Here is a 20,046-nt window from a genome sequence, read left to right as displayed (position 1 = left end):
TTACTCACCGTCCGATTTAATTTCTTCTAAAGCTTTTGCAATGCCAAAACTATTAATTTCGGTTAAAAAATTCTTAGTAAAATACTCAAGTGCATCATTGTAAACATAACGAGAACGCTCAAAGACTAATTCTTTGAACGTCTCATCTTTGGTTATGTCATATGATCCACACACTTTTATTAGAGCTTCATTGGATGCAAAAAGGATACGTCTTAGGTTATCGTCTTCATCATCACCTAATCGCATCCTATCTTTGTATTGCTGTAATATTTCATTTGAAATTACTGTATCCATTCACATCATCCTTGTGTTGGTGGCGTTACTTCTTCAAGTTTCAATGTGTAAACTTGTGAAGTGTATTTATCCTTTGGTTTACCTGTAGCATATTGTTTAGCAATATAAACTGTCGCATCTTCTAAAGCTAGTGTTTCTTCATATTTTTTGATTGGCTCTGTTCCACCCATCGCTGCAACATATTGACCCTTAACAAAGAATAATACTTTCCCTTGAGGTACAAACACCGATTCTGTAAGGATCGGATTAAATGGCAAGCTTGTTACATATACTCCAGCCGCATTTTGAATTGTTGCGTTCGCTTGAATATCAAAAGTATCAAACGGATTAGTTACCATAACTACTTTACCAGCAATATTTTTTGGTCGATCTGCATCCGAACCATCAGCATTTAATTTTTTAGCTAGTAGTTTAACAACACCTTTTAATTCATTGATTGTTTTACGACCTGGTTCGAACGTTAAAGTGCCTACTGGCTTCTTATCTGGATATACTCCATTCACAACACTTCCACTTGGATCTTTTAATAACCCGATAGGTTCATTTTTACCTGTACCAGCTACAAATCCACGTTCTAAACCCACTTTCATTGCTTCTGTAATCATTGTACGAACATAACGTTCTACCCATACCGGTCCAAGTTTCAACATGTCGTTTGCTAATGGAATAAACGCTGTTAATTTAAGTTGTGAAATGCTATCTTTACGGAATGTAGCATTTAGTTGCCCTTTAATACCATCAAATAACGGTCCCCATACCGCTGCACCCTCTGGATCGCCGTAAATGAATTCTGTTACAGCCCCTAAATTTTCTAAACCAATATGTTGTAAGAAAGGATGATCTTCAACTAAATCATCAAAGATTCGTTCTTGAGTTGTTTTAGGTAAAGTTTCAGTAGACTTAAAGCCACCTTCTTCCACAACTGCATTAAAGAACTTCATTTCCTCGCTTGTTAATACATTAGCGCCGCGAGATTGCATAATAGAACGATCTACCATTGATTCATTCACTTGATTTAAGATATCTGAACGAACATCTGTAGCAAGTGCTTCAATCATAGAATTTAATGCTGCCGATTGTTCTTCTGTTGTACCTTCCTGTGTTGCTTTCGCAAAAGCTAATTTCTTCTCTTCAAAGTTATTGAATTTAATAACCATATTTTATTTTCCTCCTAAAGTTAAAAAGAGCTTACTCAGATTCTGCTTTGTATTAACAGGTTCTGGAATAAGCTCTTTTGGATTTGTATTCGTTTGTAAATCATTCAGGATTTCACCTTTTAACCCTGATAATGCTGTATTTAAATCTTCTTTTGTAATTCCTTGACCTTTTCCCATTGTTCCATTTCTAAAACCATCAATTACTTTCTGCGGGATCATAGTAGAAGTGGCACTTGAAGCTGTCATTTTAACTGGATTCTCCATGAACATGATTTCATCTACAAAATTATTTTCTAATGCTTGTTGCGGACCCATCCAAGTCTCTTCAGCCATCATATTAAGTAGTTCTTCTTCTGATTTACCACTTTTAATGACATAGGCGTTTACAATTGCTCGATCTGTTATTTTTAACATCTCAGCCGCCTTTTCCATGTCACGATGATCACCACCATTCCACATAGAAGCATTATGAATCATGATTTGTGCTGTTGGAGAAATGCGGACTTTATCGGCAGCCATCGCGATAAATGATGCTGCACTTGCTGCTAAACCAACAATTTGAACTTCTACATGACCAGGATAATTTTTTAATGCCGTGTAAATCTCTGAACCTTCATTTACATAACCACCAGGACTATTTATTGATACAACTAATTCCTCGCCATTTGCATTTTCAAGTTCTTTTGAAATCTTACTTGGGCTTGTAGCATCCATTTCAAACCAATCATAAATCCAAGCTTCATCATTAGAAATAATTGGTCCTTTCACGTCAATTTTCACCGTCATTTTCTTTCTCCCCTCCTTCAGATTCATTTAATTTTGTATAGTTCTTCGTAATATGGTGGATATTTAGGTTTGGATCATCAGAATCTTCATAATCTACTTCTGATCGAATCTCATTTCCTGTAAATGCACTTGAAGAAATGAGTTTATCAATACTTGTCGCAAGATCAAATATACTTTGATAGGAAACAGCCTTAACCTCAATTCTTCGTCCCAAAAGATATTCACTCATTTCAAAGAATTTAACGTTCGCTTCATCAGATAGCTTTTTTAATAATGGCCGTACTGTAAAAAGCATATAATTTTTCGTTTGCTTTTCTACATCAGCCATTTCCCCATATATCAGAGCTGTTGGAATACCAAATGCCATAGCTACTTGATTTAAGAAACCATTTGTTACTTTATTGATTTCTTCCACACTTGGGCCATTCGCAACACCGTTGTATATCTCGTTATAATTAATACCCTTTTGTTGCGGGACAATAGCTATATCTTTTGAGCCAATCGACTTATACATGTTGTCTATAAACTCTTGTAACTTCGCTATTTGTTCTTCTGTTTTAGCACCAATCATATCCATATCAACCGTGCCACGAACTTGATTTTTACGCTTCTGTGAGTTTAATATCCTACCAAATAAATCTCCGTAATCCGCAAATAATCCATCGATAAGTGGAGATAATTTATCATTTCGATACTTTAAGTGAATTACTTCGCTTTGTTTAAAACTTCTCTTAAACGTGTAATCTTTTACTGTTACATCTGTAAAAGCATCTTCATATACAGCATATTCGTTATGCTGAAATCCGTCGGCAATAAGTAAATCACCATCATCAGCTTGTATGACTAAGCATTCATTATCATAAATAAGTTTACGAATAAATCTTTCCCAGAAGGTACTTGCGGTCATATTCTTATTCGGTCTAACGTTTAGTCGATAATAAAGCTCATTCTTCTCAAATGTTTTACCGTTTCTTACCCTGAATTCAGATTGACTAATCGTTCTTCCTAGAAAAGATACGCATGTATCAAGTGCTAATCGTTTCATGTGAAGCCTATTTGCTGTATCAGCAATCAAATCCAGATCTAGCATAAATTCTAGTTCTTTATTTCTTTTAAATACTGAACCTAACCATCCAATGGTTATCACCCCCCTTTATTAGAATTTAATGTTACCTATAACAAAATCAGTTGCTTCTTGTATCTCATCCGCACGATAAAGAGCATGAACAAAACACTGAAACCCATCTGTTTTTCTACGTACAGGTTCTTTCTTTTCATATATTTTATTTCCATCACCTTTGATAACAACCAACACATTTTGCGTATACCAACGCATTAGAGGATTATCATCAAAAACAATTTGTTTATTTGCAAATGCCATTTCAATACGTGGAGCTAATAAACTATGAATTGCTTTTGGGTTTCGTATTACTTCTATTTCAAACCCTTCCGCTATTAATAAAGGTCTTATTGCTTCCATTCTGAAATTATCAGCTATAATCTTTTTAACCCCATATTGTTCTCGCATTTCTACAAACCAATCAACAATATGCTGTGGATTAATAGTCGGTTCATCCACAACCGTTAGTAGTCCTTGCTCTTCCCATTCTTTTATTGGAGCAAATTTTTGTTTTTTAAACTCACCTGCTTTTTTAGAATATCCATAATAGATATCAACAAATTCTTTTCGAACAAAGGAATGAGTTTTAAAAATGTACTCCCCATTTTGTCTAAATAAAAGACCACATGCTGCAAAGTCTCGAATACTTGCAAAGTCTAATGCTCCTATACATTCTTGAGCATATAAATCAGGAAATGGACGATTTGTAGCAAGAATTTCTGACCATTTCGCAACAGATCGCTCCAAATTTGTAACCGGCAAGTTCATTCGTTTTGTCATGAACTCTTCTCGGTTGCTTGGATCATCCTCTAAATCCTCGTATTCTTCTTTTATCGTTTCAAGTAATCCTTCAGCATACTCACTTAAAGGATGAGATAACATGGGATTCGCAAGTTCCCAATTATCAAGGTCATCAACTTCTGTTTCATCATTCAGTTTACAAATAAAAGGAAACACCGCATTTGGACGAGATTCACCATTTAAAACTTTCATTGCCTTTTCTTTTAATCTATCTAAAAAGCCATCTCGTACATATCCATCTGTACCAATGTAAAACTCGCGTGGATTTTTCTTTTTTCCCAAACCACTAATATGAACACGGACATCTTTATTACTTTCGTATTGGTGAATTTCATCAAATAGAACAGCTCCATCACGAAGTCCGTCTTTTGTGTCTCCGTTTGAAGTCCTAAACTTTAATACACTTCCAGTAGCCTTTGAGGTGGTCTGTGATTCGGTTGCTTTAAAAGCTTTTTTTAATACTTCATTCCTACGAACAGTTTTCTTTACTTCGTCTGGACTTGTTTTTGCTTGCTCTTCACTATTCGCAACAACAGAAATGTTATACTCAGGAATACCATGTAATTCACTTATTAAAAAGTGGATTACAACAGACATTAAACCGTTTTTACCGCCACCTCGCCCTAACATCCACAGGAATTTCCTATAAAATACACGCCCGTTTTTCTTATAAAATAAAAAGACGAATGCTATTAAGAATTTTTGAAATGGCTGCAACGGAAAATACCACTTCTCACCGAAGTTGATACAATCCTCAATCATTTCATCATCAAAATACAAATCGTCTCTATTTAAAACATATTTTTCTAGATATTTAATTAACAGTTCTCTTTCCTTATTAAATTTTACTTTCCCACTTCGATAAAGTTCAATATATTCTTCCACATACTTTTGCTTAATCATGTAAGATCACTTTTGCTATAACCTGTATCAGGGATAGTATTCTTAACAACAAATTTTATATCTCTCCCTAATGCAATTAAAGAACTATTAATTTTATTCCTCTCACTTATAAGAGGGTGGGCTTTAACAAAAACTTGAGAACCATTTTTTACCGTTACAGATTCGCCTTCTTTATTAATGGTTTTATTTATTTTTCTAAATGCTTTGACTAGATCAATGTATCTTTCTACTTTTTCAACTTCGACTAAATCTGTGATATCAATACTATGCATGAGCTGTTCTTTTAACCTCACAATACTAACAGCCATCTACCCACCCCCCCTTACGTGCGTAAAATCGAAAAAAACCTGACAGTTAACCCCCTCCTCCGGTGCCCCTGAGACCATTTTTTAATAAAAATTTTTAAGGGGGGGTATTATTTCTGATTCTTTTTTACCACTTTTCATCGTTTTCCCATTTATTCGGTTTCTTTTCAAAGAATCTTCCATGTTCTTTATTATGGCAATCCACACAGACTGTTTCGAGATTATCCATTTCTAATGCAAGTTCTGGATTATGTTCGAGTTCTTTTTTATGATGGACAACGAGTTGAATCTTCTTACGCTTTGCACTCCCACTGTACTCGTTCGTATCTGTTTGCACTCGACCGTTACGTTTACATTCTTGGCATTCATAGTTGTCTCGCTTCTTTACTTGCTCTCGTATACTCTTCCATTCACCACTGTCATAGAACTTACGCTTTTGTTGCTTAGTTTTATATTCATTCATGAAGTTTACCTCTCCATTTATAAAACATCTTGGCTATATCAAGAGCCAACAGGATAATCCAAAATGGAATTAAAAAGAAGATGACAGCAATCGATATAAGTATTGTTGCTATCAACCATACAGCATCATCTATATTGTTTTGTGCAACATCACATATTGATGGATATAACCTAAGTGTTGTATACAGTAGCCCGACAATAAAATATGTAAACACCCCTATCATCTATCCTCACCTCTTACTCTTAATATGTTCCACCTGTCTTTACCAAACGTGTCTTATTTCCTTAATAGCATTAAGAATTGTACCAAGAGCAATTGCCTTCTCAAGTTTCGTTAATTGCATCTATACTCACTCCTTACGCTCTAGGAATTAGGAATTCATCTATAGTTTTATCTAGTACATTAATAAGCGCTTCTCGTACTTGCTTCGGTGTCATATCATCATTCATTTCGTTATGCAATGCTACAGCCTTCTCTAATTTTTGTGGATTAATGTGTTGCTTTGCTAACTCCACACCGATAATAACTGTTTGTTTAGTTTCATTTGTCTCACTCCTTATCACTATCTATAAACTCACGAGTATCAGAATCCCAAACCTCACAAAAATCCAAGGCTTCTTTTTCCCCTTCATACCATTCAATCGCTTCTTTTCTAGAATCAGTAGTTTTCTGAATATCAGCAAAACCACCGTTAGGATAATATTGATCAAATCCAAAACACCAATATCTATGATTTAAATCGACTTCATCCATTCTTTATCCTCCTCCAAAATAAAAAGCATCCGAATGGATGCTTTTTTCATTAAGTATTAATTTGCACTTCAATTACGGTAAATGAAGTTTTATTATTCTTCCAATCACCTAATGTTACAGCATTAATTTTCTTACTCATTATTAAGTAACTAGAAGAAGAGCAAAAGCCCTTCTTTGTTAACACAACATGAATTGCACTTGAATGTGAAATCAAGAAATAACTGTTCATCCAATCTGCAAACATCGCCACCGGTTATAATAATCCATTTTCAGTTATAAGGAATTTTGTGAGCAATGTTTTCCGCCACTACTCACAATACAAATATATCACGTTAACTCTAAAACGACCGGCACATTTCCTGCCAAAAAACGGCCATAACCCTGTCACTTTCCATCATCTGATTTACATATAATAACAATGGAAACAAGTGCAATTATGCTAACAAAAGAAGGGATTATTTTTAATTCCTATCTTTTTGGGTTGTAGTATTTATGAAACTAGAGCTATCAAAGAGGTGTATATTAATAAAGGCTGACGTTAGTTTTCATCTTTATCATTTTCTGATTTCGTATCAGTTTCTCTAAAAAAATTACCTGCTAAATTAAGTAGTTTCTTTCCACCTTCACTATTCAAAAGATTCATTAAAAATACCGGATCTTGAACCTTTTTAATAAGAGTTTGCATAAATACGGATTTAACAACACCTAATATCTCTGTTGAAGTTATTTTTATATTAAAATAAGGGATGTTAATTTGGAATGGAGAATAGTCGGATGAATGGTTCTTCTGTTTTTTTAATGTTTCATCAGTTTTTTCATTAGTTTTTTCATTAGTTTTTTCATTAATCGTTTTAGGTAGTGTAACGGCTTCACCCGCTAATATTCGAATTTTCTTCTGAGTTACTTCATTTATTTGAATAGATGAAGATTGGTAAGAAACATTTTTATTAAAATATGGGCTAGATCCCATTTTTTTCTCCTTTCACAACGAACTTATTGTTTATCCTAAACATATATTAAATCATAGTTAATGAAGGATTACTTCACACTGTGTGAAGCAACCCTTCATTTAATCTTGGTAATATAAGAAAGGTGTTATTTAAGCACCACCATATCCGCCCCAGCAGCTTCCTATAACAATAACAAACAAAATAAACAATACGATTAGTAATGCATATCCTCCATAACCACAACCACGTCCATATCCTTTTTCTTCAGCCAAGATAAACTCCTCCCCTCTAGAAAAAAATGAACCTCATAAACTAACAAAAATAAACAGCACCAATGATAACAAGCAAAATAAACAACACGATCAGTAATGCATATCCTCCATAACCATAACCACGTCCATATCCTTTTTCTTCAGCCAAAATACTCCCCCCTATCCTATACAAAGATGAATTTCATAATACTAACAGAAGTTCTATCAATACAGCTCGTAATGAAAACAAGCTAACATAAAAATGATTTTTTCATTGCAATCATGTTGTACTTGCTTATCACTACACTGACACTATATGTATTGGGCTGCAAACGGTTATGTGCTTTTATATCAACTTTTCCATTTTTGAGGAAAATGCCATTGACCATTTTTAAAATCGTTACATACAAATTAACCGTTTTGTAGTTTCCCATTTGAATTTATTCATTCATATCTTTTTTTCTACTTTGGCAATTCGAAATCATTATCTTCTTAATCCATACTATTTCCACTAAGTAATTAATATCATTTCAAGTTCTCTATGACTTACCCATATCTTATATTGTGTGTAACTGTCCCCTTCGCTGAATCCCTTGGTATCATTGATTTCATTTAACTTTCTCTTTTGAGTTACACAGTACGAAAATTATGAGTAACTGTATAGGGATACCACCAGCATTTTGCAAAATAACCTACGCTATGCGGAAAAATAAAATAAGCTGCCCATGTGGACAGCTTATTTACATAATTATCGTTATCAGAAGTAAAATTTAACTCGAAAATAGCTAATTTTATCAGTTGTTAAATGTCTGAAAAAAATCAAACTAATGATATTGTCGAGATCCTTTGGCAACTTCTTGCTGTGATGACTATCATAGTGACTTTTTCTCCAACAACCACTATTAGTGGCTAATTACCATAAGGACTTATTTTTGAAATTTGCTATTTTTTAGAAAGTATGTTAATTTAATAAAGACCTATTTTTGTTCGGTTTGAGATTAAGAATAAATTTTGTTTTTCGTCTAAGGTATTTGAGCAAGGGTAGTAACATATGTGTGGGTATCCACACTAGGAGGCAATAATTATGGAACAAGGTAAAGTAAAATGGTTTAATGCAGACAAAGGTTTTGGATTCATCGAGCGTGCAGATGGAGAAGACGTATTCGTACATTTCTCAGCTATCCAAATCGACGGTTACAAATCTTTAGACGAAGGACAAAGTGTAACGTTTGAAGTAGAACAAGGACAACGTGGCCTACAAGCTACTAATGTTCAAAAAGCTTAATATCAGTTCATGAAAGACCCTCTTGTAGGGTCTTTTTTTGATTTTGTTATAATATTCCGAATACAACTTTTTAAGGGGATTTGGGGCGCTTAACTCTTAATGAAAAAGAAGATGTTAGGCCTATCGCCACATGCCCATCAACTTAAGAAATCGGTAGTTCCCCAAAACGAAGAAAATTTCGTTCTGGGGACACTTCAAAATATTAGCTTGATGGCCATGCTACGTTACCCCTACTAAACATTAATCTTTCGGTTCATATAAGTAAAAATCGTCTTCTTCTGGAAACTTTATAACAATAACTTTTCTATTTTCTTTTTCAAATACAGTAGTAGCTCCTTCTTCATGCGTTTTTTTCCACCCTTTAGCCCTTATAGACATTAAAGGTAAATAACCAAAAGTATATTGATAATCTGCTGGCTTATCATCTTCAACATGGTTAGAAAAAATAAACACAGGAAAATCTTTAATTTTCGACTCTTTCGTCATTAAGAATGTAGAGAGAATCAGTAGTAATAAGCCCCCAAAAATTATCTTTGTTTTTTTTAGTTTCACAATTTATCACTCCTATTGATATTGTACTAAATATCATTATAGAAAAATATAACAAATTAATTCATTTGGTAAGATAAACATAAAAAGTAATAATACCTAACCTTAGCTTGATGGGCATGTGCAAAATACCCCTAGATTTAAAAAGAAATAAGCAATGATTAGATTTTAAACCTAGTCATTGCTTTATCCATTGCATCTTGGTTTACGCCTATATAACGTAACGTGACTTTCTCTGAAGAGTGATTGAATATCTCCATGAGTAACGCTATGTTTTTCGTTTGCATGTACATGTGATACCCGTATGTTTTTCTTAACGTATGTGTTCCTATTTCATCTAACCCGAACTCTGCCGCTGCTCCGCTTAATATCTTATATGCCATGCTACGACCAATTGGACGATTCTTACCTTGTCTGCTTTGCAATAAATACTCATTGTCTTCTTTTTCTTCGATAAACCATTTAAGTTCTCTCTTCAGTGCTGCAGTAATTTGTATTCGTTTCTGTTTTCCTGTTTTCTTTTCCCGCATAGATATATGACTGCCTTTAACATCTCTAACTTTCAATTTCAAAATATCTGAGATTCTGAGGCCTGTATTAATACCCATAATGAAGAGAATGTAATTACGTAAGCTCTTTTCCTTAAAATACTCTTTTAGCTGCTGTATTTGCCCTGGATCACGTATTGGTTGAACAAAATTCATTATTCATTACCTCCAGTCTCTTCTACCTCATATACTTCTAATCTAAGAGCAAAAGCTAATTTATAAAAAGCATTAGATTTATTTCGTCTATACGTACGCTCACTCATACCAATTTCGTTATAAACCATGTAATCAAAGACTTCTTCATCTTCTAAATATCTTTTTACAATAATATCCCTTTGGTTTTTACTAAAACGACTTAATGCCTTATCAATTTGAAAAGACAAACGTTGTAGTTTCACTTCTCTTTCACTCATAGCAACATTTGCTAAAGCGACATCTTCAGCTGGTTTTCCCACTATATTTGTTGGACCGTGATATCTTACTTCGCTAGATACTGTAACCTTCATCTCATTTCTAATCTTCCCAAATTGTCTATAAATACGAACATTTTCAAGAATCTTTTCTAAACGAACCTGTGTTGCTTTGCGATCAATTTCAGGTAAAAAAGTTAATTGCATCATATTCAATAACACTCCTTATCTGTTTTATTAATAAAAAACAAAAAACGGACACCAAACTACAGAGCAATATTGTTCATGCTCTTATAGTTTGATGTCCGCTGGTTCTTCCAGTAGGACTATATATTTGATTTCTATGTATTATACCATTTTATTCAACAAAATTAATCTCTAATTTCTATAGACTATTGATTTGATTAATAATAGAAAAGGTTGCTGAAAAATTAATCAGCAACCTTTTCTTTTTAGTTATTTGTTAATTTCAAGATTATCCATTGCGAATCACCATTAGAATCTTTATCAATATTTGCATAGTTTTCATTTTTTCTATTACCACTATGTTGACTTATATAAATAGTTCGCTTAGAAGTATCTTTACCTGTAACCATTAACGAATGCCATTTTGATCCGCCACCTGCATATTGGTATTGGATTACATCCCCTGGCGAAGATCCATAATAAACTTGCATAGGACTCCAAGTTTTTGTAACCATATTTGCACGCGGTGCCCAGAAATCATAAAATTTTTCAACATTAACCCATGAAGCACTTACTCTATATCTTAAAGACATCTCAACTTTTTTACTAAACCAATAGTTACCATCTGTTATGATAGGTGAATCAATCGTAAGATTATCTTTAATAATTGGACGCATACCACCTGCATAAAGTGCTTGGGAAACAAAGTTTGTACAGTCTCCTCCATTACCAGACCAATCTCCATAAGCACTATTTCTAGAAAGTGCCCATGTCAAAGCATAATTAACTGCTGCGCTTGGATTATAATAATATGAAGAGCGTGCAGCGGCTTTCGGTGCTTGAGCAGGTTTCTCTGCTTTATATTCCTTTGTATCAGGCGATTTTTGCACCATCTGCGCTTCTATTTCATCTTCTTTTTCTTTTTTATCGTTATTTTCTTTAACCTGTTTCATTGTTTTGTTTGCTAAATGATTCATATTAAACGTATCATTTTCACTAGCTGTTGCACTTCTTGCCTTTAATGAAGTTTTTTGTTCTGTTACAGATAGCGTTCTTTCATGCAAGTATTCTGCAGCATAAGTTAATATTTTAGTATATTTAGGATGAAGGGCTAACTTCGCATCTTTATGTTCTAAAAGTTGGTCAACTAAGTACTGTTCATATTCTACTGTACCAACTTTATACTGCATACCATTTTGTTTTAAATGTTCTAATAAAGCTTTTTCCAACTCGCCTAGAGTTGTATTGTCAAATGAATTCTCTACAAGATAACCATATCTATCAAATTCATACGGTTGATTATCAATAAAATACCACTTGTTCGTATACAATCCAGAGTCTTCGAAAGAATAGTATACTTTTTTCCCATTGATTGTTTGCCATCCAAATTTTTGTACTACATTTCCATTACCATCATACTCAAACCATCTTCTTTTTTCAGCATTATAGCTCCAATTACCTGGCTTTTCTGAGTCAAGATTGATCCACTTAGGTCCCTCATAAGTTACTACTTTCCACCAACCATCAGCACGTTTTTCAAGTACAGCAAGGAATTTCTGTGGTCCAAATTGAGTTCCACGTGAAGATATGAATGAAGGTTCATTATATGCATAAAAACCCTTACTAACTGCTGTTGTTGCTGCAACACCTGGATACATCCATTTGTCGCCTTCCCAAGTTTGAACTTTCAACCATCCTGCAGTATTTCCATCTACCACCCTAATAGTAGTAGGACTATAAGGTACTTCCATGTTTCCTTTTTGAGATGCAAATGCAGGCTCATAAAACACTAAAAATGGTTTATCGAATGCTTTTAACTCCCCATCTAGGTTAATCCACTTATCACCCTCATAAGTAGCTACTTTCCACCAACCATTTGTACGTTTTTCTTTTACAACAAGCGATTTTTGTGGTCCAAATTGATTTCCACTAGCTGCTTTTGCAGATGTAAATGAAGGTTCATTATACGCATAAAAGTATTTATCTACTTTTACTGCTTCTGAATTAGGGAAAATCCACTTATCTCCTTCATTCGTTTTAATCTTTAACCATCCATCTACTTGCCCATCTATCGCCGTAACTACTTGAGGTGCTATAACATTACCATTGTTCCCTTTTGGTGATGTGAATTTAGGTTCAGCAAAAGTAATATAGGGTTTCTCTATTTTCTTTTGTTCTCCTGTAATATTAATCCATTTATCACCCTCATAAGTGACAACTTTCCACCAACCATTGGCACGTTTTTCTTTAACTCCTAAGGCCTTTTGTGGACCGAATTGGTTTCCACCATTAGACTTTTGAGAATTAAAGGATGGTTCATTATACGCATAAAAATACGCGTCTAAAGGTTGTTTTACAACAGTTTCTTCTGCAAAAGAAACATTATTAAAACAAGGAATTACTAAAAATAATAGCATTAACGATAATAATAGCTTTTTAAACAAAATATTTCCTCCTATTAATAATATTGCATAAGTACAAAAATATGAAATTTACAATGTCATATTTCTATATAAATACACAAAACTTATAATGCCATATCCCTATATAAAAATCTAGTGTTTTTTGAATTTTTTTTGAAATTTGCTAGTTATTAAACCGTAATCATATTTATTACTTAGAGACTTAAAATCACCGACTTAAGTTTTTTCACACAGTTTCTCCGAAAAAAAAATATTGCTACACTGTTTTACAGTACTCTTTTTAATAAAATTTATAGGGAAGTAACTTCATATAGTTCCCCCCCTTCCAATCTCCATTAAATTAACTGAGTCCTTCGTTCATCCATACGAGCTACTTTTCCATTTTTATATACAAACGATTGTTCGCCATACCCTGTAGTTGGTGGTTCAATCGGATAAACTTGTCCATCTTTTACAACGTAAATCATATTTTCTAATAATGAAATTTCAGCTTTCATTTCCACAATATTTTCACTAATACCTGCCACCGCAATCACTCCCAATTATGTTATAATTACTTTGTCGAATAATTATGTCGGGAGCAATCTCGGCTTTTTTATATGCTTATAAATACCGCACAACATTCTCCGGAACAAATGATTGTTCCAAGGATAGATGAAGTCGTATTGGCGTCGGCTCTTTGCTATCCCTTGCTCGTTTACATATCTCTTCAGCTTCTTCCCATACAAATTGTTTATCCTCCACTCGCTTATACCGCCAAATCCCAATTGTATAATTCTCAAACAACTCATAACGTTCATCAGGTGCTGTCGTTGGTTTTAATTCATCAATTGCTTTGGCTTGACGTGGTATTTGCACAACCACATCTGCATACCTTAATTTTGAATTTAAACGTTGAATATGAGCTTTCTTAGGATCAAATGATACAACTGGCTCCACGTCAAAAATTGTTAATTGCTTTGGCATTGTTTTTCCCCTCCAATACCTGCAAGCTTGCAATTAAAATTCCTTCAAGCTGCGTTAACGTTAGTTGATCTAATGTTTGTCCATTAATTCCAGTTAATCCTAACCCTAATAATTTACGAATGATTATTAGTTTTCTACGTTCTACTTCCTGACGTAACAACATGATTAAGCCTCCTGTTGATGATTGAACTTTCTCTCTAAATTTACAAACTTACTAAATTCTTTAATGAATGCTAGTTCAACAACACCAACTGGACCATTTCGCTGTTTCGCTAAAATAATTTCCGTTATGTTTTTATTTTCTGTCTCGCGGTCATAGTAATCCTCACGGTATAAGAATGCTATTAAATCCGCATCTTGCTCAATTTGACCATTCTCACGTAAATCTGATAGCAATGGTCTCTTATCTTGCCGACTTTCTACAGCACGGCTTAATTGCGATAATGCAACCACACATACGTTTAGTTCTCTTGCCATCAGTTTTAACTTACGACTAATCTCACCGATTTCTTGCATACGGTTCCCTCTATGCTTTGGATCCCCTACAATAAGCTGCAAATAATCAATTGCAATTAAAACCTTTTTATCAGGGTACTTACGCTTTAATTTCCTAGCCTTTGCATAAATCTCTTGCATCGTGACATTTGCTTTATCGTAAATTTCTAATGGCAAATCATTAATTAATCCCATCGCTTGACTAATCTTTTCCCAATCCTTTAAATTACATAGCTTTTTAGGATTCTTTAATTTCGTAGCATCAATATTTCCAGTACTTGAAATCATACGTTTAAGTAACTGCTCTTCTCCCATCTCAAGCGAGAAGATTCCTGTTGCTGTATGAGCACTTGCTGCATGAAAAGCAACGTTTAATACAAATGCTGTTTTTCCCATTGAAGGACGGGCACCAACAATAATTAAATCACCTTCTTGTAACCCTGCTGTCATTCTGTTCAAGTCGTCATAACCAGTTGGTATACCGGTTAAATCCCCTACATCAATTTGCATGTTCTTATACAAATCAACAAGCGTATCTTTCAAGTTAAATTCATCTGAGTAACCCGTTTCTTCAATGGCGCTTAATTCATCAATTGATGTACTAATAGCACTCATATCCCTATCTTGCTGAAGGCGGTTATATAAATTACCAGCAACCTCCTGAGCATGTCTCATCTTCCAAGCTTCAATCACTAAACCTTCGTGATACGAGAAGTTCTTAGTAGTTGTTACAACTTCTGTCAGGTTTACAAAGAATTCGACTCCGCCAATTTGATGCATAAAGCTTTCATCGAATTTTCCAATGAGAGCAACAAGATCTATCGGGACCTCAGCATCCTCTAATTCTCTCATTGCCTTGAAAATCACTTGGTGCGTTGGTAAAGAAAACTGTTTTACCTTTAGCTGACAATCTTTAATTAAATCGCCTTCTTGGATAATACTACCTAAAACACTTTGTTCAGCTTCTACATTGCGAATCATATCGTTACTCATTTGGCCAACCACGCATTCTGTTGGTTAAGTACTGCAAGTTCTTCTTCTGTCGGAATATTCTGCTCCCATGCTTGTTGCTGCTGTATTACGTTTTTAGTAGTTTCCGATAAGCCTTTTTGTTGATAAGGTGCTTGTGTCTGTTGCTGCGCTTTTGTTAATCGCTGAGTACGAAATGCTTTATCAGCTGCCTCAACGTCCATTATTGTTTTCAATCCCTTAAGGTGCCAATCTCTTAAAATCGTATTTACGTAATTCATATTTCTTGTATTTTTCTCTAAAGCGATTTCCATAGCTTTTATAACCAGCTCTGCATTTAAATCATCTACCCATGCATGAATACCATCTGCAATAAAAGGTGTAATCAGTCCGAAGTTTTGTTCGTAAAAAGAAATTGGATTAACCTCAACAACTTCTTCCGCGCCTGCGCGTTCTTCTTGTTGTTGTTCTTTTTCTTTTTCTTCTTCTTTTTCTTCTTCCTTGCTAGGGTCTTGGAAGCCCCTTATAAGCCCCTCCAAACGGACTGATAAATACTCCTTAATACGAGGGATTTTGAAATCTTGTTCACGTTCTAATTGCAAACATGTTTCATAGAAATCAACTAAGAAATCCTGGTCCTTCACAGATTGAATCTCTTTTAAGACGCACTTTTCAATGTTTACATTTTTAATTGGATTGAACTTCAACCAGTTAATTAAGAACAACTCTTTTGTTTTTTGGTTGTAATTAATTTTTCCGTACTCAGCAAAACGTTCTAATAACTTCATAACAGTTTCACGATTGTATCCTGTATCAGTTTCAATAATACGAAGTGGAAGCTCATAGATTCCTGATTGAGACGTCTTACTGTTTGTCATCAAATATAAGTAGAAATACTTCTCCTCCGGTGTAAGATCTAAAACAAATGAATCCTGCCAAAATGAAACGTGTACTGGTCTATAAACTGCCATATTATTCATCCTCCCGTTTACATATCGCGAATCCGTCCTCTACACGTAATAAGCGATAATTCTTGTATCCTATTTTGAGATATTGTTTTACTAAGTAAATTAGGTGTTGCTCTGATGTTGCTTGTTGAAACACTTTAGGATTCAGCAACACTCTATGTAATGATTTGTCTAAAAGCATGTAGCACACTCCGTTGTTATACGAATGCTAATTTGATATAATTAATCCTAAGATCTTTTGCAAGACCGTTTGTCTATCACTCTGCCAAGTGATAGATCTTTTATTTTCTACGTGTTACTAACGAAGCGTTAACTCCTCTTGCTCTTAAATCTTTAATTACTACACGATAACTCATCGATGCCTCATGTTCCTCTTTTGTATCACGAAGCATTTTAAATTCCCTTATACATCGCTCCAGCTCTTCTTCCCAGTGATTTGATTCTTCGGTTGATTCTGCATTAAACATGTTATAAATACATTCACTCATACAGTTACGAAGTTTATTCGCAAATGAAAAATCCCCAGGAAGAACTAGATCATGAAGACGATTGTTTTTATCGTCCATGAATTACCTCTCCTTTCTAATTTAGTTGATGCTGTTCTTATTGAGTTTCATAAAATATCCAAAAATCTATTATTTCGGTATAATCTTCCTTAAAAGGAGGTTTAACCGATGAAACTAAATCACGATTGTGTAAGAGATCTTCTTCTTGAATTAGAAGAAAAACTTACTATCAATGAACATTTTCTATTACCACATTTCAATAATCTAAATACCGTTTCAAAACACGGATTTGATGACACCTACTATAGTTTTTTAAAATTGCTGGAAGCTAACTATTTAAACGGAAACTATAAGTATGCTAGTGATGAATTGATTCATTTATCAATTTCTTCTATATCTTGGGACGGTCATCAATTTTTAGATACTATTCGTGACAATGAAATATGGTCAAAAACGAAAAAAGCTGTAGGATCATTATCAAGCGCATCAATTTCCATAATGTCCTCATTAGCAACTAGTTATTTAAAACAGAAATTTGGATTAAAGTAACGAGGTAGTAATTAGCTTTTTGTATTAAATTCATCTATGAATTTATTAAATGCACTCAAAAACTGCGTGAATTTATCTGGAGAGTAGTCATTGCTTTCAAACACTAAGCCCAATGTTAAATGACTCTCTCCTTTTCCTTTTGAATTCCTAATATCAAAAGATGTTGGGTTTTTAATCTCATAATTTGCAATCGAGATATGTACAAATCTTTGTTTGCTTACTTCCGGAACATGATACTCCAATTAATTCACCCCTTTTCTTTTTTCATTGATGCTGTACGCATCGTTACAACCAGAAAGAAACATTGTAGGGTATGGGAGGAATAATCCCTTTCTGGTCATAACGACAAGCACAGTGGCTTGTCCAAATGATTTATATAATGTTATAATTGCCTTACGAAATTTTTCAGAGCTACTGTTGTCTAGGCGGTAGCTTTTTTATTTGCCCATTTATGTTTCAAAATGAATGACGCTTCGATAATCTTGATTCGAATCCCCAATAATTTCTTCTCTTGCTTTAACTCAACTGTTTTTGAATCCTCATTAAGTAATTCTGCTATTTTTATTTCACCAGTTAGTTTTGCGTCATATCGAATTAATTCCTTATATTCTCTTAGGCTTGGTTTCTTATAATCTACTGTCATTTCCCTTCCTCCTTTACAGCACCTTTGTTAATGCCATTAAGCTATCCACCGATTGAATAATAACGTTTTCTGCCATGGCCTTTTGCAACCAACTTCTTTGTATTTGTTCCATAATGCCAAAGTGTACTTGCTCAAGAGCTTGTACTACACATTGAGTGGCTTGGATTGTATCGAAGATTTCTTTTGCATGAACTGTGTATTCATGTTTCTTCTTTTCATCCAACTTCCATGACCTGGTTGCAACTTGTAAGTTCATGATTTCCTTCGCTGCCGCAATCCCCTCTTCAGCCTGTTTAATGTAGTTCATCAATTGTAGATTTACATCTTGAGTTAAACGTGGATCTGTAGGAGGTAATCCAACACCATAAATATGTTTAATCGCTTGTTGATTCAACTTTGCTCCTGTTGCATGGCACCAATCCATCGCAAGCTCAAATTCTGGTTTAGAAAGTCCAGATTCAATACGGGTTAATCTTTCATGTGTAATACCAAGGTACTTAGATAACCCTTTCTTCGTTTTCAGCTGAACATTATCACAACATTCTCTAGCATTCTGTAGTAATCCCCCTATTGCTGAATTGCAGTATATGCTTGTTCCCATATCTGTTCGCCTCCATATTTAGTTTTCAAATGGTTACAATGAATTTAGTACATATGTAACTTGTCTATTTTTCATGTAAAAAGAGAGGAACTATTCCTCAATGTTTTCTTTCACTTGTATTTCTTTGATGATGGCCCAACCAGCCTTGTAATATGCTTGACGGATTTTATCAATATCCTTTTGTGATTTTGGCTCAGGAGCCACGACATGGACTTTCGTTTTTCCAAATTCATAAGTCGCCGCATATTCTTCTTGTTGGCTCATGGTGTCACCTCTTGAAGTGCTTTTTATATGTTTATGCGACGGATCTGTTGGTACTGCCATGTTAGTTGATGGCATTTTTTCACCTTCTTTCATTATCCAGACATAGATTTTCATTACCGTTCGTATCCTTATACCCTTTATCATTTTAAAACTTTGCAAACTGAATAGCGTGTAGGTAAAAAAATATCTTCTTTTTTCTTCTCATATAACTTTGCGATTTGATCCGCTCTCTCAGTACTAATCTGCCGCTGTCCGTTTTCAATTTGCGATAAATATCCACCTGAAATACCGAGTTTTTTGGCAGCTTCTTCAATACTAATTCCCAATTTCATGCGTATTTCTTTTGGTCCACTCAATTCTTTATCACCACCTAAAACTTTGCGATTTGCGTCGTTAAACAAACTATACTATTCGATACGAGAAGTGTCAACGCATTTTGCAAAGTTTTTACCAATTCATTTCAAATTTTGCACTTTGCAAAGTATAATTAAACTTAGAAGATGAATAGGAGGATTCCTATGATTGGAGAGAATTTACGAAAATTAAGAAAGACCAATAACCTAACTATGAAAGATTTAGGTCAAAAATTAAATCTGGCAGAATCAACAATATCAGGCTATGAAAATGGAAACAGAAAACCTGATTATGACACGCTAAATAAGTTTGCCGATTTCTTTGAAGTTTCGACTGACTATCTTTTAGGCAGAGATGTTGCTAAAGATACATCCAGAGACAATGAAGCTTACAATCCTATAGCAGATCCAGATTTAGGACTTTGGTTTAAAGACATCAAAGACGCTTCTCCTGATAAACAAGAAGAGCTTAAACAGTTTTGGGAGTTTATTAAAAGTAAGGAGAAAAATCGTAAATTTGGAGATAAACAATGATAATGTAAATAAAA

At 34.2% G+C, this 20,046-nt stretch carries 32 protein-coding genes; 3 read left to right on the top strand and 29 right to left on the bottom strand.

Annotation, left to right across the window (positions count from 1 at the left end; all coding sequences use genetic code 11):
• The 14 genes from DN389_RS10570 to DN389_RS10505 form a co-directional block, all read right to left on the bottom strand.
• Positions 1–294, bottom strand: a complete 294-nt coding sequence (locus DN389_RS10570) for a hypothetical protein (RefSeq protein WP_149237093.1) — start codon at positions 292–294, stop codon at positions 1–3.
• A 5-nt stretch (positions 295–299) separates the two neighbouring features.
• Positions 300–1,451, bottom strand: coding sequence for a phage major capsid protein (locus DN389_RS10565; protein ID WP_000234880.1), 1,152 nt, complete (start codon positions 1,449–1,451; stop codon positions 300–302).
• Between the two features lie 3 nt (positions 1,452–1,454).
• A complete protein-coding gene (locus tag DN389_RS10560) occupies positions 1,455–2,237 on the bottom strand; it encodes a head maturation protease, ClpP-related (RefSeq protein ID WP_097957645.1) in 783 nt (260 codons plus the stop codon).
• Positions 2,221–3,384, bottom strand: a complete 1,164-nt coding sequence (locus DN389_RS10555) for a phage portal protein (RefSeq protein WP_097957644.1) — start codon at positions 3,382–3,384, stop codon at positions 2,221–2,223. The genes DN389_RS10560 and DN389_RS10555 overlap by 17 nt, the downstream gene beginning before the upstream one ends.
• A 9-nt stretch (positions 3,385–3,393) precedes the next feature.
• The gene (locus DN389_RS10550; protein ID WP_098058447.1) at positions 3,394–5,061 is read right to left on the bottom strand and encodes a terminase TerL endonuclease subunit; all 1,668 of its coding nucleotides are present in this window, start codon (positions 5,059–5,061) and stop codon (positions 3,394–3,396) included.
• Entirely contained in the window at positions 5,058–5,369 is a 312-nt protein-coding gene (locus DN389_RS10545) for a P27 family phage terminase small subunit (RefSeq protein WP_064472427.1), read from the bottom strand. Before DN389_RS10545 ends, DN389_RS10550 begins: the two co-directional genes overlap by 4 nt.
• Before the next feature lie 124 nt (positions 5,370–5,493).
• Positions 5,494–5,829 carry an HNH endonuclease gene (locus tag DN389_RS10540; RefSeq protein ID WP_149237092.1) on the bottom strand — a complete coding sequence of 112 codons (336 nt, stop codon included), beginning with the start codon at positions 5,827–5,829 and terminating at the stop codon, positions 5,494–5,496.
• Positions 5,822–6,052 (bottom strand): hypothetical protein, encoded by a 231-nt coding sequence (locus tag DN389_RS10535; RefSeq protein WP_149237091.1) that lies wholly within the window; start codon positions 6,050–6,052, stop codon positions 5,822–5,824. Before DN389_RS10535 ends, DN389_RS10540 begins: the two co-directional genes overlap by 8 nt.
• A 133-nt stretch (positions 6,053–6,185) precedes the next feature.
• On the bottom strand, positions 6,186–6,392 hold the full coding sequence (locus DN389_RS10530) for a hypothetical protein (protein ID WP_254982489.1): 207 nt from the start codon (positions 6,390–6,392) through the stop codon (positions 6,186–6,188).
• A complete protein-coding gene (locus DN389_RS10525; RefSeq protein ID WP_149237089.1) occupies positions 6,379–6,582 on the bottom strand; it encodes a hypothetical protein in 204 nt (67 codons plus the stop codon). Before DN389_RS10525 ends, DN389_RS10530 begins: the two co-directional genes overlap by 14 nt.
• 49 nt (positions 6,583–6,631) lie before the next feature.
• A complete protein-coding gene (locus tag DN389_RS10520) occupies positions 6,632–6,826 on the bottom strand; it encodes a hypothetical protein (RefSeq protein ID WP_254982503.1) in 195 nt (64 codons plus the stop codon).
• A 294-nt stretch (positions 6,827–7,120) separates the two neighbouring features.
• On the bottom strand, positions 7,121–7,552 hold the full coding sequence (locus DN389_RS10515; protein ID WP_149237087.1) for a hypothetical protein: 432 nt from the start codon (positions 7,550–7,552) through the stop codon (positions 7,121–7,123).
• Positions 7,553–7,681: 129 nt separating this feature from the next.
• On the bottom strand, positions 7,682–7,804 hold the full coding sequence (locus tag DN389_RS10510) for a sporulation protein YjcZ (RefSeq protein WP_149237086.1): 123 nt from the start codon (positions 7,802–7,804) through the stop codon (positions 7,682–7,684).
• A 40-nt stretch (positions 7,805–7,844) separates the two neighbouring features.
• Positions 7,845–7,976: a YjcZ family sporulation protein gene (locus DN389_RS10505; RefSeq protein WP_368408116.1), complete on the bottom strand. Its 132-nt coding sequence runs from the start codon at positions 7,974–7,976 to the stop codon at positions 7,845–7,847.
• 891 nt (positions 7,977–8,867) lie between these two features.
• On the opposite strand from DN389_RS10505, the gene DN389_RS10500 reads away from it, so the two are divergent.
• Entirely contained in the window at positions 8,868–9,068 is a 201-nt protein-coding gene (locus tag DN389_RS10500; RefSeq protein ID WP_000434814.1) for a cold-shock protein, read from the top strand.
• A gap of 240 nt (positions 9,069–9,308) precedes the next feature.
• Here DN389_RS10500 and DN389_RS10495 read toward each other — a convergent pair whose 3' ends face one another.
• From DN389_RS10495 to DN389_RS10450, 10 genes are all read right to left on the bottom strand, one after another.
• On the bottom strand, positions 9,309–9,620 hold the full coding sequence (locus tag DN389_RS10495) for a hypothetical protein (protein WP_075313571.1): 312 nt from the start codon (positions 9,618–9,620) through the stop codon (positions 9,309–9,311).
• A 158-nt stretch (positions 9,621–9,778) separates the two neighbouring features.
• On the bottom strand, positions 9,779–10,321 hold the full coding sequence (locus DN389_RS10490; RefSeq protein WP_075313573.1) for a site-specific integrase: 543 nt from the start codon (positions 10,319–10,321) through the stop codon (positions 9,779–9,781).
• Positions 10,321–10,785, bottom strand: a complete 465-nt coding sequence (locus DN389_RS10485) for an ArpU family phage packaging/lysis transcriptional regulator (protein ID WP_075313575.1) — start codon at positions 10,783–10,785, stop codon at positions 10,321–10,323. Before DN389_RS10485 ends, DN389_RS10490 begins: the two co-directional genes overlap by 1 nt.
• A 242-nt stretch (positions 10,786–11,027) precedes the next feature.
• Positions 11,028–13,178, bottom strand: a complete 2,151-nt coding sequence (locus tag DN389_RS10480) for an amidase domain-containing protein (protein ID WP_370512817.1) — start codon at positions 13,176–13,178, stop codon at positions 11,028–11,030.
• Positions 13,179–13,519: 341 nt separating this feature from the next.
• Positions 13,520–13,711: a DUF3954 domain-containing protein gene (locus DN389_RS10475; RefSeq protein ID WP_075313577.1), complete on the bottom strand. Its 192-nt coding sequence runs from the start codon at positions 13,709–13,711 to the stop codon at positions 13,520–13,522.
• A gap of 76 nt (positions 13,712–13,787) precedes the next feature.
• A complete protein-coding gene (locus tag DN389_RS10470) occupies positions 13,788–14,150 on the bottom strand; it encodes a cell division protein SepF (protein WP_075313579.1) in 363 nt (120 codons plus the stop codon).
• The gene (locus DN389_RS10465) at positions 14,125–14,313 is read right to left on the bottom strand and encodes a hypothetical protein (protein ID WP_075313581.1); all 189 of its coding nucleotides are present in this window, start codon (positions 14,311–14,313) and stop codon (positions 14,125–14,127) included. Before DN389_RS10465 ends, DN389_RS10470 begins: the two co-directional genes overlap by 26 nt.
• A gap of 2 nt (positions 14,314–14,315) precedes the next feature.
• Positions 14,316–15,638, bottom strand: coding sequence for a replicative DNA helicase (gene dnaB, locus DN389_RS10460; RefSeq protein ID WP_075313583.1), 1,323 nt, complete (start codon positions 15,636–15,638; stop codon positions 14,316–14,318).
• Positions 15,635–16,585 (bottom strand): DnaD domain-containing protein, encoded by a 951-nt coding sequence (locus DN389_RS10455; RefSeq protein ID WP_075313585.1) that lies wholly within the window; start codon positions 16,583–16,585, stop codon positions 15,635–15,637. Before DN389_RS10455 ends, dnaB begins: the two co-directional genes overlap by 4 nt.
• A 278-nt stretch (positions 16,586–16,863) precedes the next feature.
• Entirely contained in the window at positions 16,864–17,148 is a 285-nt protein-coding gene (locus DN389_RS10450; RefSeq protein ID WP_075313587.1) for a hypothetical protein, read from the bottom strand.
• A gap of 108 nt (positions 17,149–17,256) precedes the next feature.
• Here DN389_RS10450 and DN389_RS10445 point away from each other — a divergent pair, with 108 nt between their 5' ends.
• Positions 17,257–17,637, top strand: a complete 381-nt coding sequence (locus DN389_RS10445; protein ID WP_000773057.1) for a DUF2513 domain-containing protein — start codon at positions 17,257–17,259, stop codon at positions 17,635–17,637.
• A gap of 11 nt (positions 17,638–17,648) precedes the next feature.
• On the opposite strand, the gene DN389_RS10440 is transcribed toward DN389_RS10445, so the two are convergent.
• The 5 genes from DN389_RS10440 to DN389_RS10420 form a co-directional block, all read right to left on the bottom strand.
• A complete protein-coding gene (locus DN389_RS10440; protein WP_075313589.1) occupies positions 17,649–17,879 on the bottom strand; it encodes a hypothetical protein in 231 nt (76 codons plus the stop codon).
• Positions 17,880–18,058: 179 nt separating this feature from the next.
• Positions 18,059–18,280, bottom strand: a complete 222-nt coding sequence (locus DN389_RS10435; RefSeq protein ID WP_000215316.1) for a hypothetical protein — start codon at positions 18,278–18,280, stop codon at positions 18,059–18,061.
• Between the two features lie 13 nt (positions 18,281–18,293).
• Entirely contained in the window at positions 18,294–18,881 is a 588-nt protein-coding gene (locus tag DN389_RS10430; protein ID WP_098830432.1) for a sporulation sigma factor-processing peptidase, read from the bottom strand.
• A 90-nt stretch (positions 18,882–18,971) separates the two neighbouring features.
• Complete coding sequence (locus DN389_RS10425) at positions 18,972–19,220, bottom strand: hypothetical protein (RefSeq protein WP_078994015.1); 249 nt, start codon at positions 19,218–19,220, stop codon at positions 18,972–18,974.
• Positions 19,221–19,285: 65 nt separating this feature from the next.
• Positions 19,286–19,501, bottom strand: coding sequence for a helix-turn-helix transcriptional regulator (locus tag DN389_RS10420; protein WP_070146863.1), 216 nt, complete (start codon positions 19,499–19,501; stop codon positions 19,286–19,288).
• A gap of 162 nt (positions 19,502–19,663) precedes the next feature.
• On the opposite strand from DN389_RS10420, the gene DN389_RS10415 reads away from it, so the two are divergent.
• A complete protein-coding gene (locus DN389_RS10415; RefSeq protein ID WP_149237084.1) occupies positions 19,664–20,032 on the top strand; it encodes a helix-turn-helix domain-containing protein in 369 nt (122 codons plus the stop codon).
• The last annotated feature ends 14 nt before the right edge of the window (positions 20,033–20,046 follow it).

This window comes from Bacillus sp. AY3-1 (genome assembly GCF_008368785.1).
Taxonomy (GTDB): domain Bacteria; phylum Bacillota; class Bacilli; order Bacillales; family Bacillaceae_G; genus Bacillus_A; species Bacillus_A wiedmannii.
This window is presented reverse-complemented; position numbering and strand designations above follow the sequence as displayed.

Coding starts and splice junctions, on each gene's coding strand:
- DN389_RS10570 (WP_149237093.1), bottom strand. CDS start 294: ATGGATACAGTAATTTCAAATGAAATATTACAGCAATACAAAGATAGG.
- DN389_RS10565 (WP_000234880.1), bottom strand. CDS start 1,451: ATGGTTATTAAATTCAATAACTTTGAAGAGAAGAAATTAGCTTTTGCG.
- DN389_RS10560 (WP_097957645.1), bottom strand. CDS start 2,237: ATGACGGTGAAAATTGACGTGAAAGGACCAATTATTTCTAATGATGAA.
- DN389_RS10550 (WP_098058447.1), bottom strand. CDS start 5,061: ATGATTAAGCAAAAGTATGTGGAAGAATATATTGAACTTTATCGAAGT.
- DN389_RS10545 (WP_064472427.1), bottom strand. CDS start 5,369: ATGGCTGTTAGTATTGTGAGGTTAAAAGAACAGCTCATGCATAGTATT.
- DN389_RS10540 (WP_149237092.1), bottom strand. CDS start 5,829: ATGAATGAATATAAAACTAAGCAACAAAAGCGTAAGTTCTATGACAGT.
- DN389_RS10535 (WP_149237091.1), bottom strand. CDS start 6,052: ATGATAGGGGTGTTTACATATTTTATTGTCGGGCTACTGTATACAACA.
- DN389_RS10525 (WP_149237089.1), bottom strand. CDS start 6,582: ATGGATGAAGTCGATTTAAATCATAGATATTGGTGTTTTGGATTTGAT.
- DN389_RS10520 (WP_254982503.1), bottom strand. CDS start 6,826: ATGTTTGCAGATTGGATGAACAGTTATTTCTTGATTTCACATTCAAGT.
- DN389_RS10515 (WP_149237087.1), bottom strand. CDS start 7,552: ATGGGATCTAGCCCATATTTTAATAAAAATGTTTCTTACCAATCTTCA.
- DN389_RS10500 (WP_000434814.1), top strand. CDS start 8,868: ATGGAACAAGGTAAAGTAAAATGGTTTAATGCAGACAAAGGTTTTGGA.
- DN389_RS10490 (WP_075313573.1), bottom strand. CDS start 10,321: ATGAATTTTGTTCAACCAATACGTGATCCAGGGCAAATACAGCAGCTA.
- DN389_RS10485 (WP_075313575.1), bottom strand. CDS start 10,785: ATGATGCAATTAACTTTTTTACCTGAAATTGATCGCAAAGCAACACAG.
- DN389_RS10480 (WP_370512817.1), bottom strand. CDS start 13,178: ATGCTATTATTTTTAGTAATTCCTTGTTTTAATAATGTTTCTTTTGCA.
- DN389_RS10470 (WP_075313579.1), bottom strand. CDS start 14,150: ATGCCAAAGCAATTAACAATTTTTGACGTGGAGCCAGTTGTATCATTT.
- DN389_RS10465 (WP_075313581.1), bottom strand. CDS start 14,313: ATGTTGTTACGTCAGGAAGTAGAACGTAGAAAACTAATAATCATTCGT.
- dnaB (WP_075313583.1), bottom strand. CDS start 15,638: ATGAGTAACGATATGATTCGCAATGTAGAAGCTGAACAAAGTGTTTTA.
- DN389_RS10455 (WP_075313585.1), bottom strand. CDS start 16,585: ATGGCAGTTTATAGACCAGTACACGTTTCATTTTGGCAGGATTCATTT.
- DN389_RS10450 (WP_075313587.1), bottom strand. CDS start 17,148: ATGGACGATAAAAACAATCGTCTTCATGATCTAGTTCTTCCTGGGGAT.
- DN389_RS10445 (WP_000773057.1), top strand. CDS start 17,257: ATGAAACTAAATCACGATTGTGTAAGAGATCTTCTTCTTGAATTAGAA.
- DN389_RS10435 (WP_000215316.1), bottom strand. CDS start 18,280: ATGACAGTAGATTATAAGAAACCAAGCCTAAGAGAATATAAGGAATTA.
- DN389_RS10430 (WP_098830432.1), bottom strand. CDS start 18,881: ATGGGAACAAGCATATACTGCAATTCAGCAATAGGGGGATTACTACAG.
- DN389_RS10425 (WP_078994015.1), bottom strand. CDS start 19,220: ATGCCATCAACTAACATGGCAGTACCAACAGATCCGTCGCATAAACAT.
- DN389_RS10415 (WP_149237084.1), top strand. CDS start 19,664: ATGATTGGAGAGAATTTACGAAAATTAAGAAAGACCAATAACCTAACT.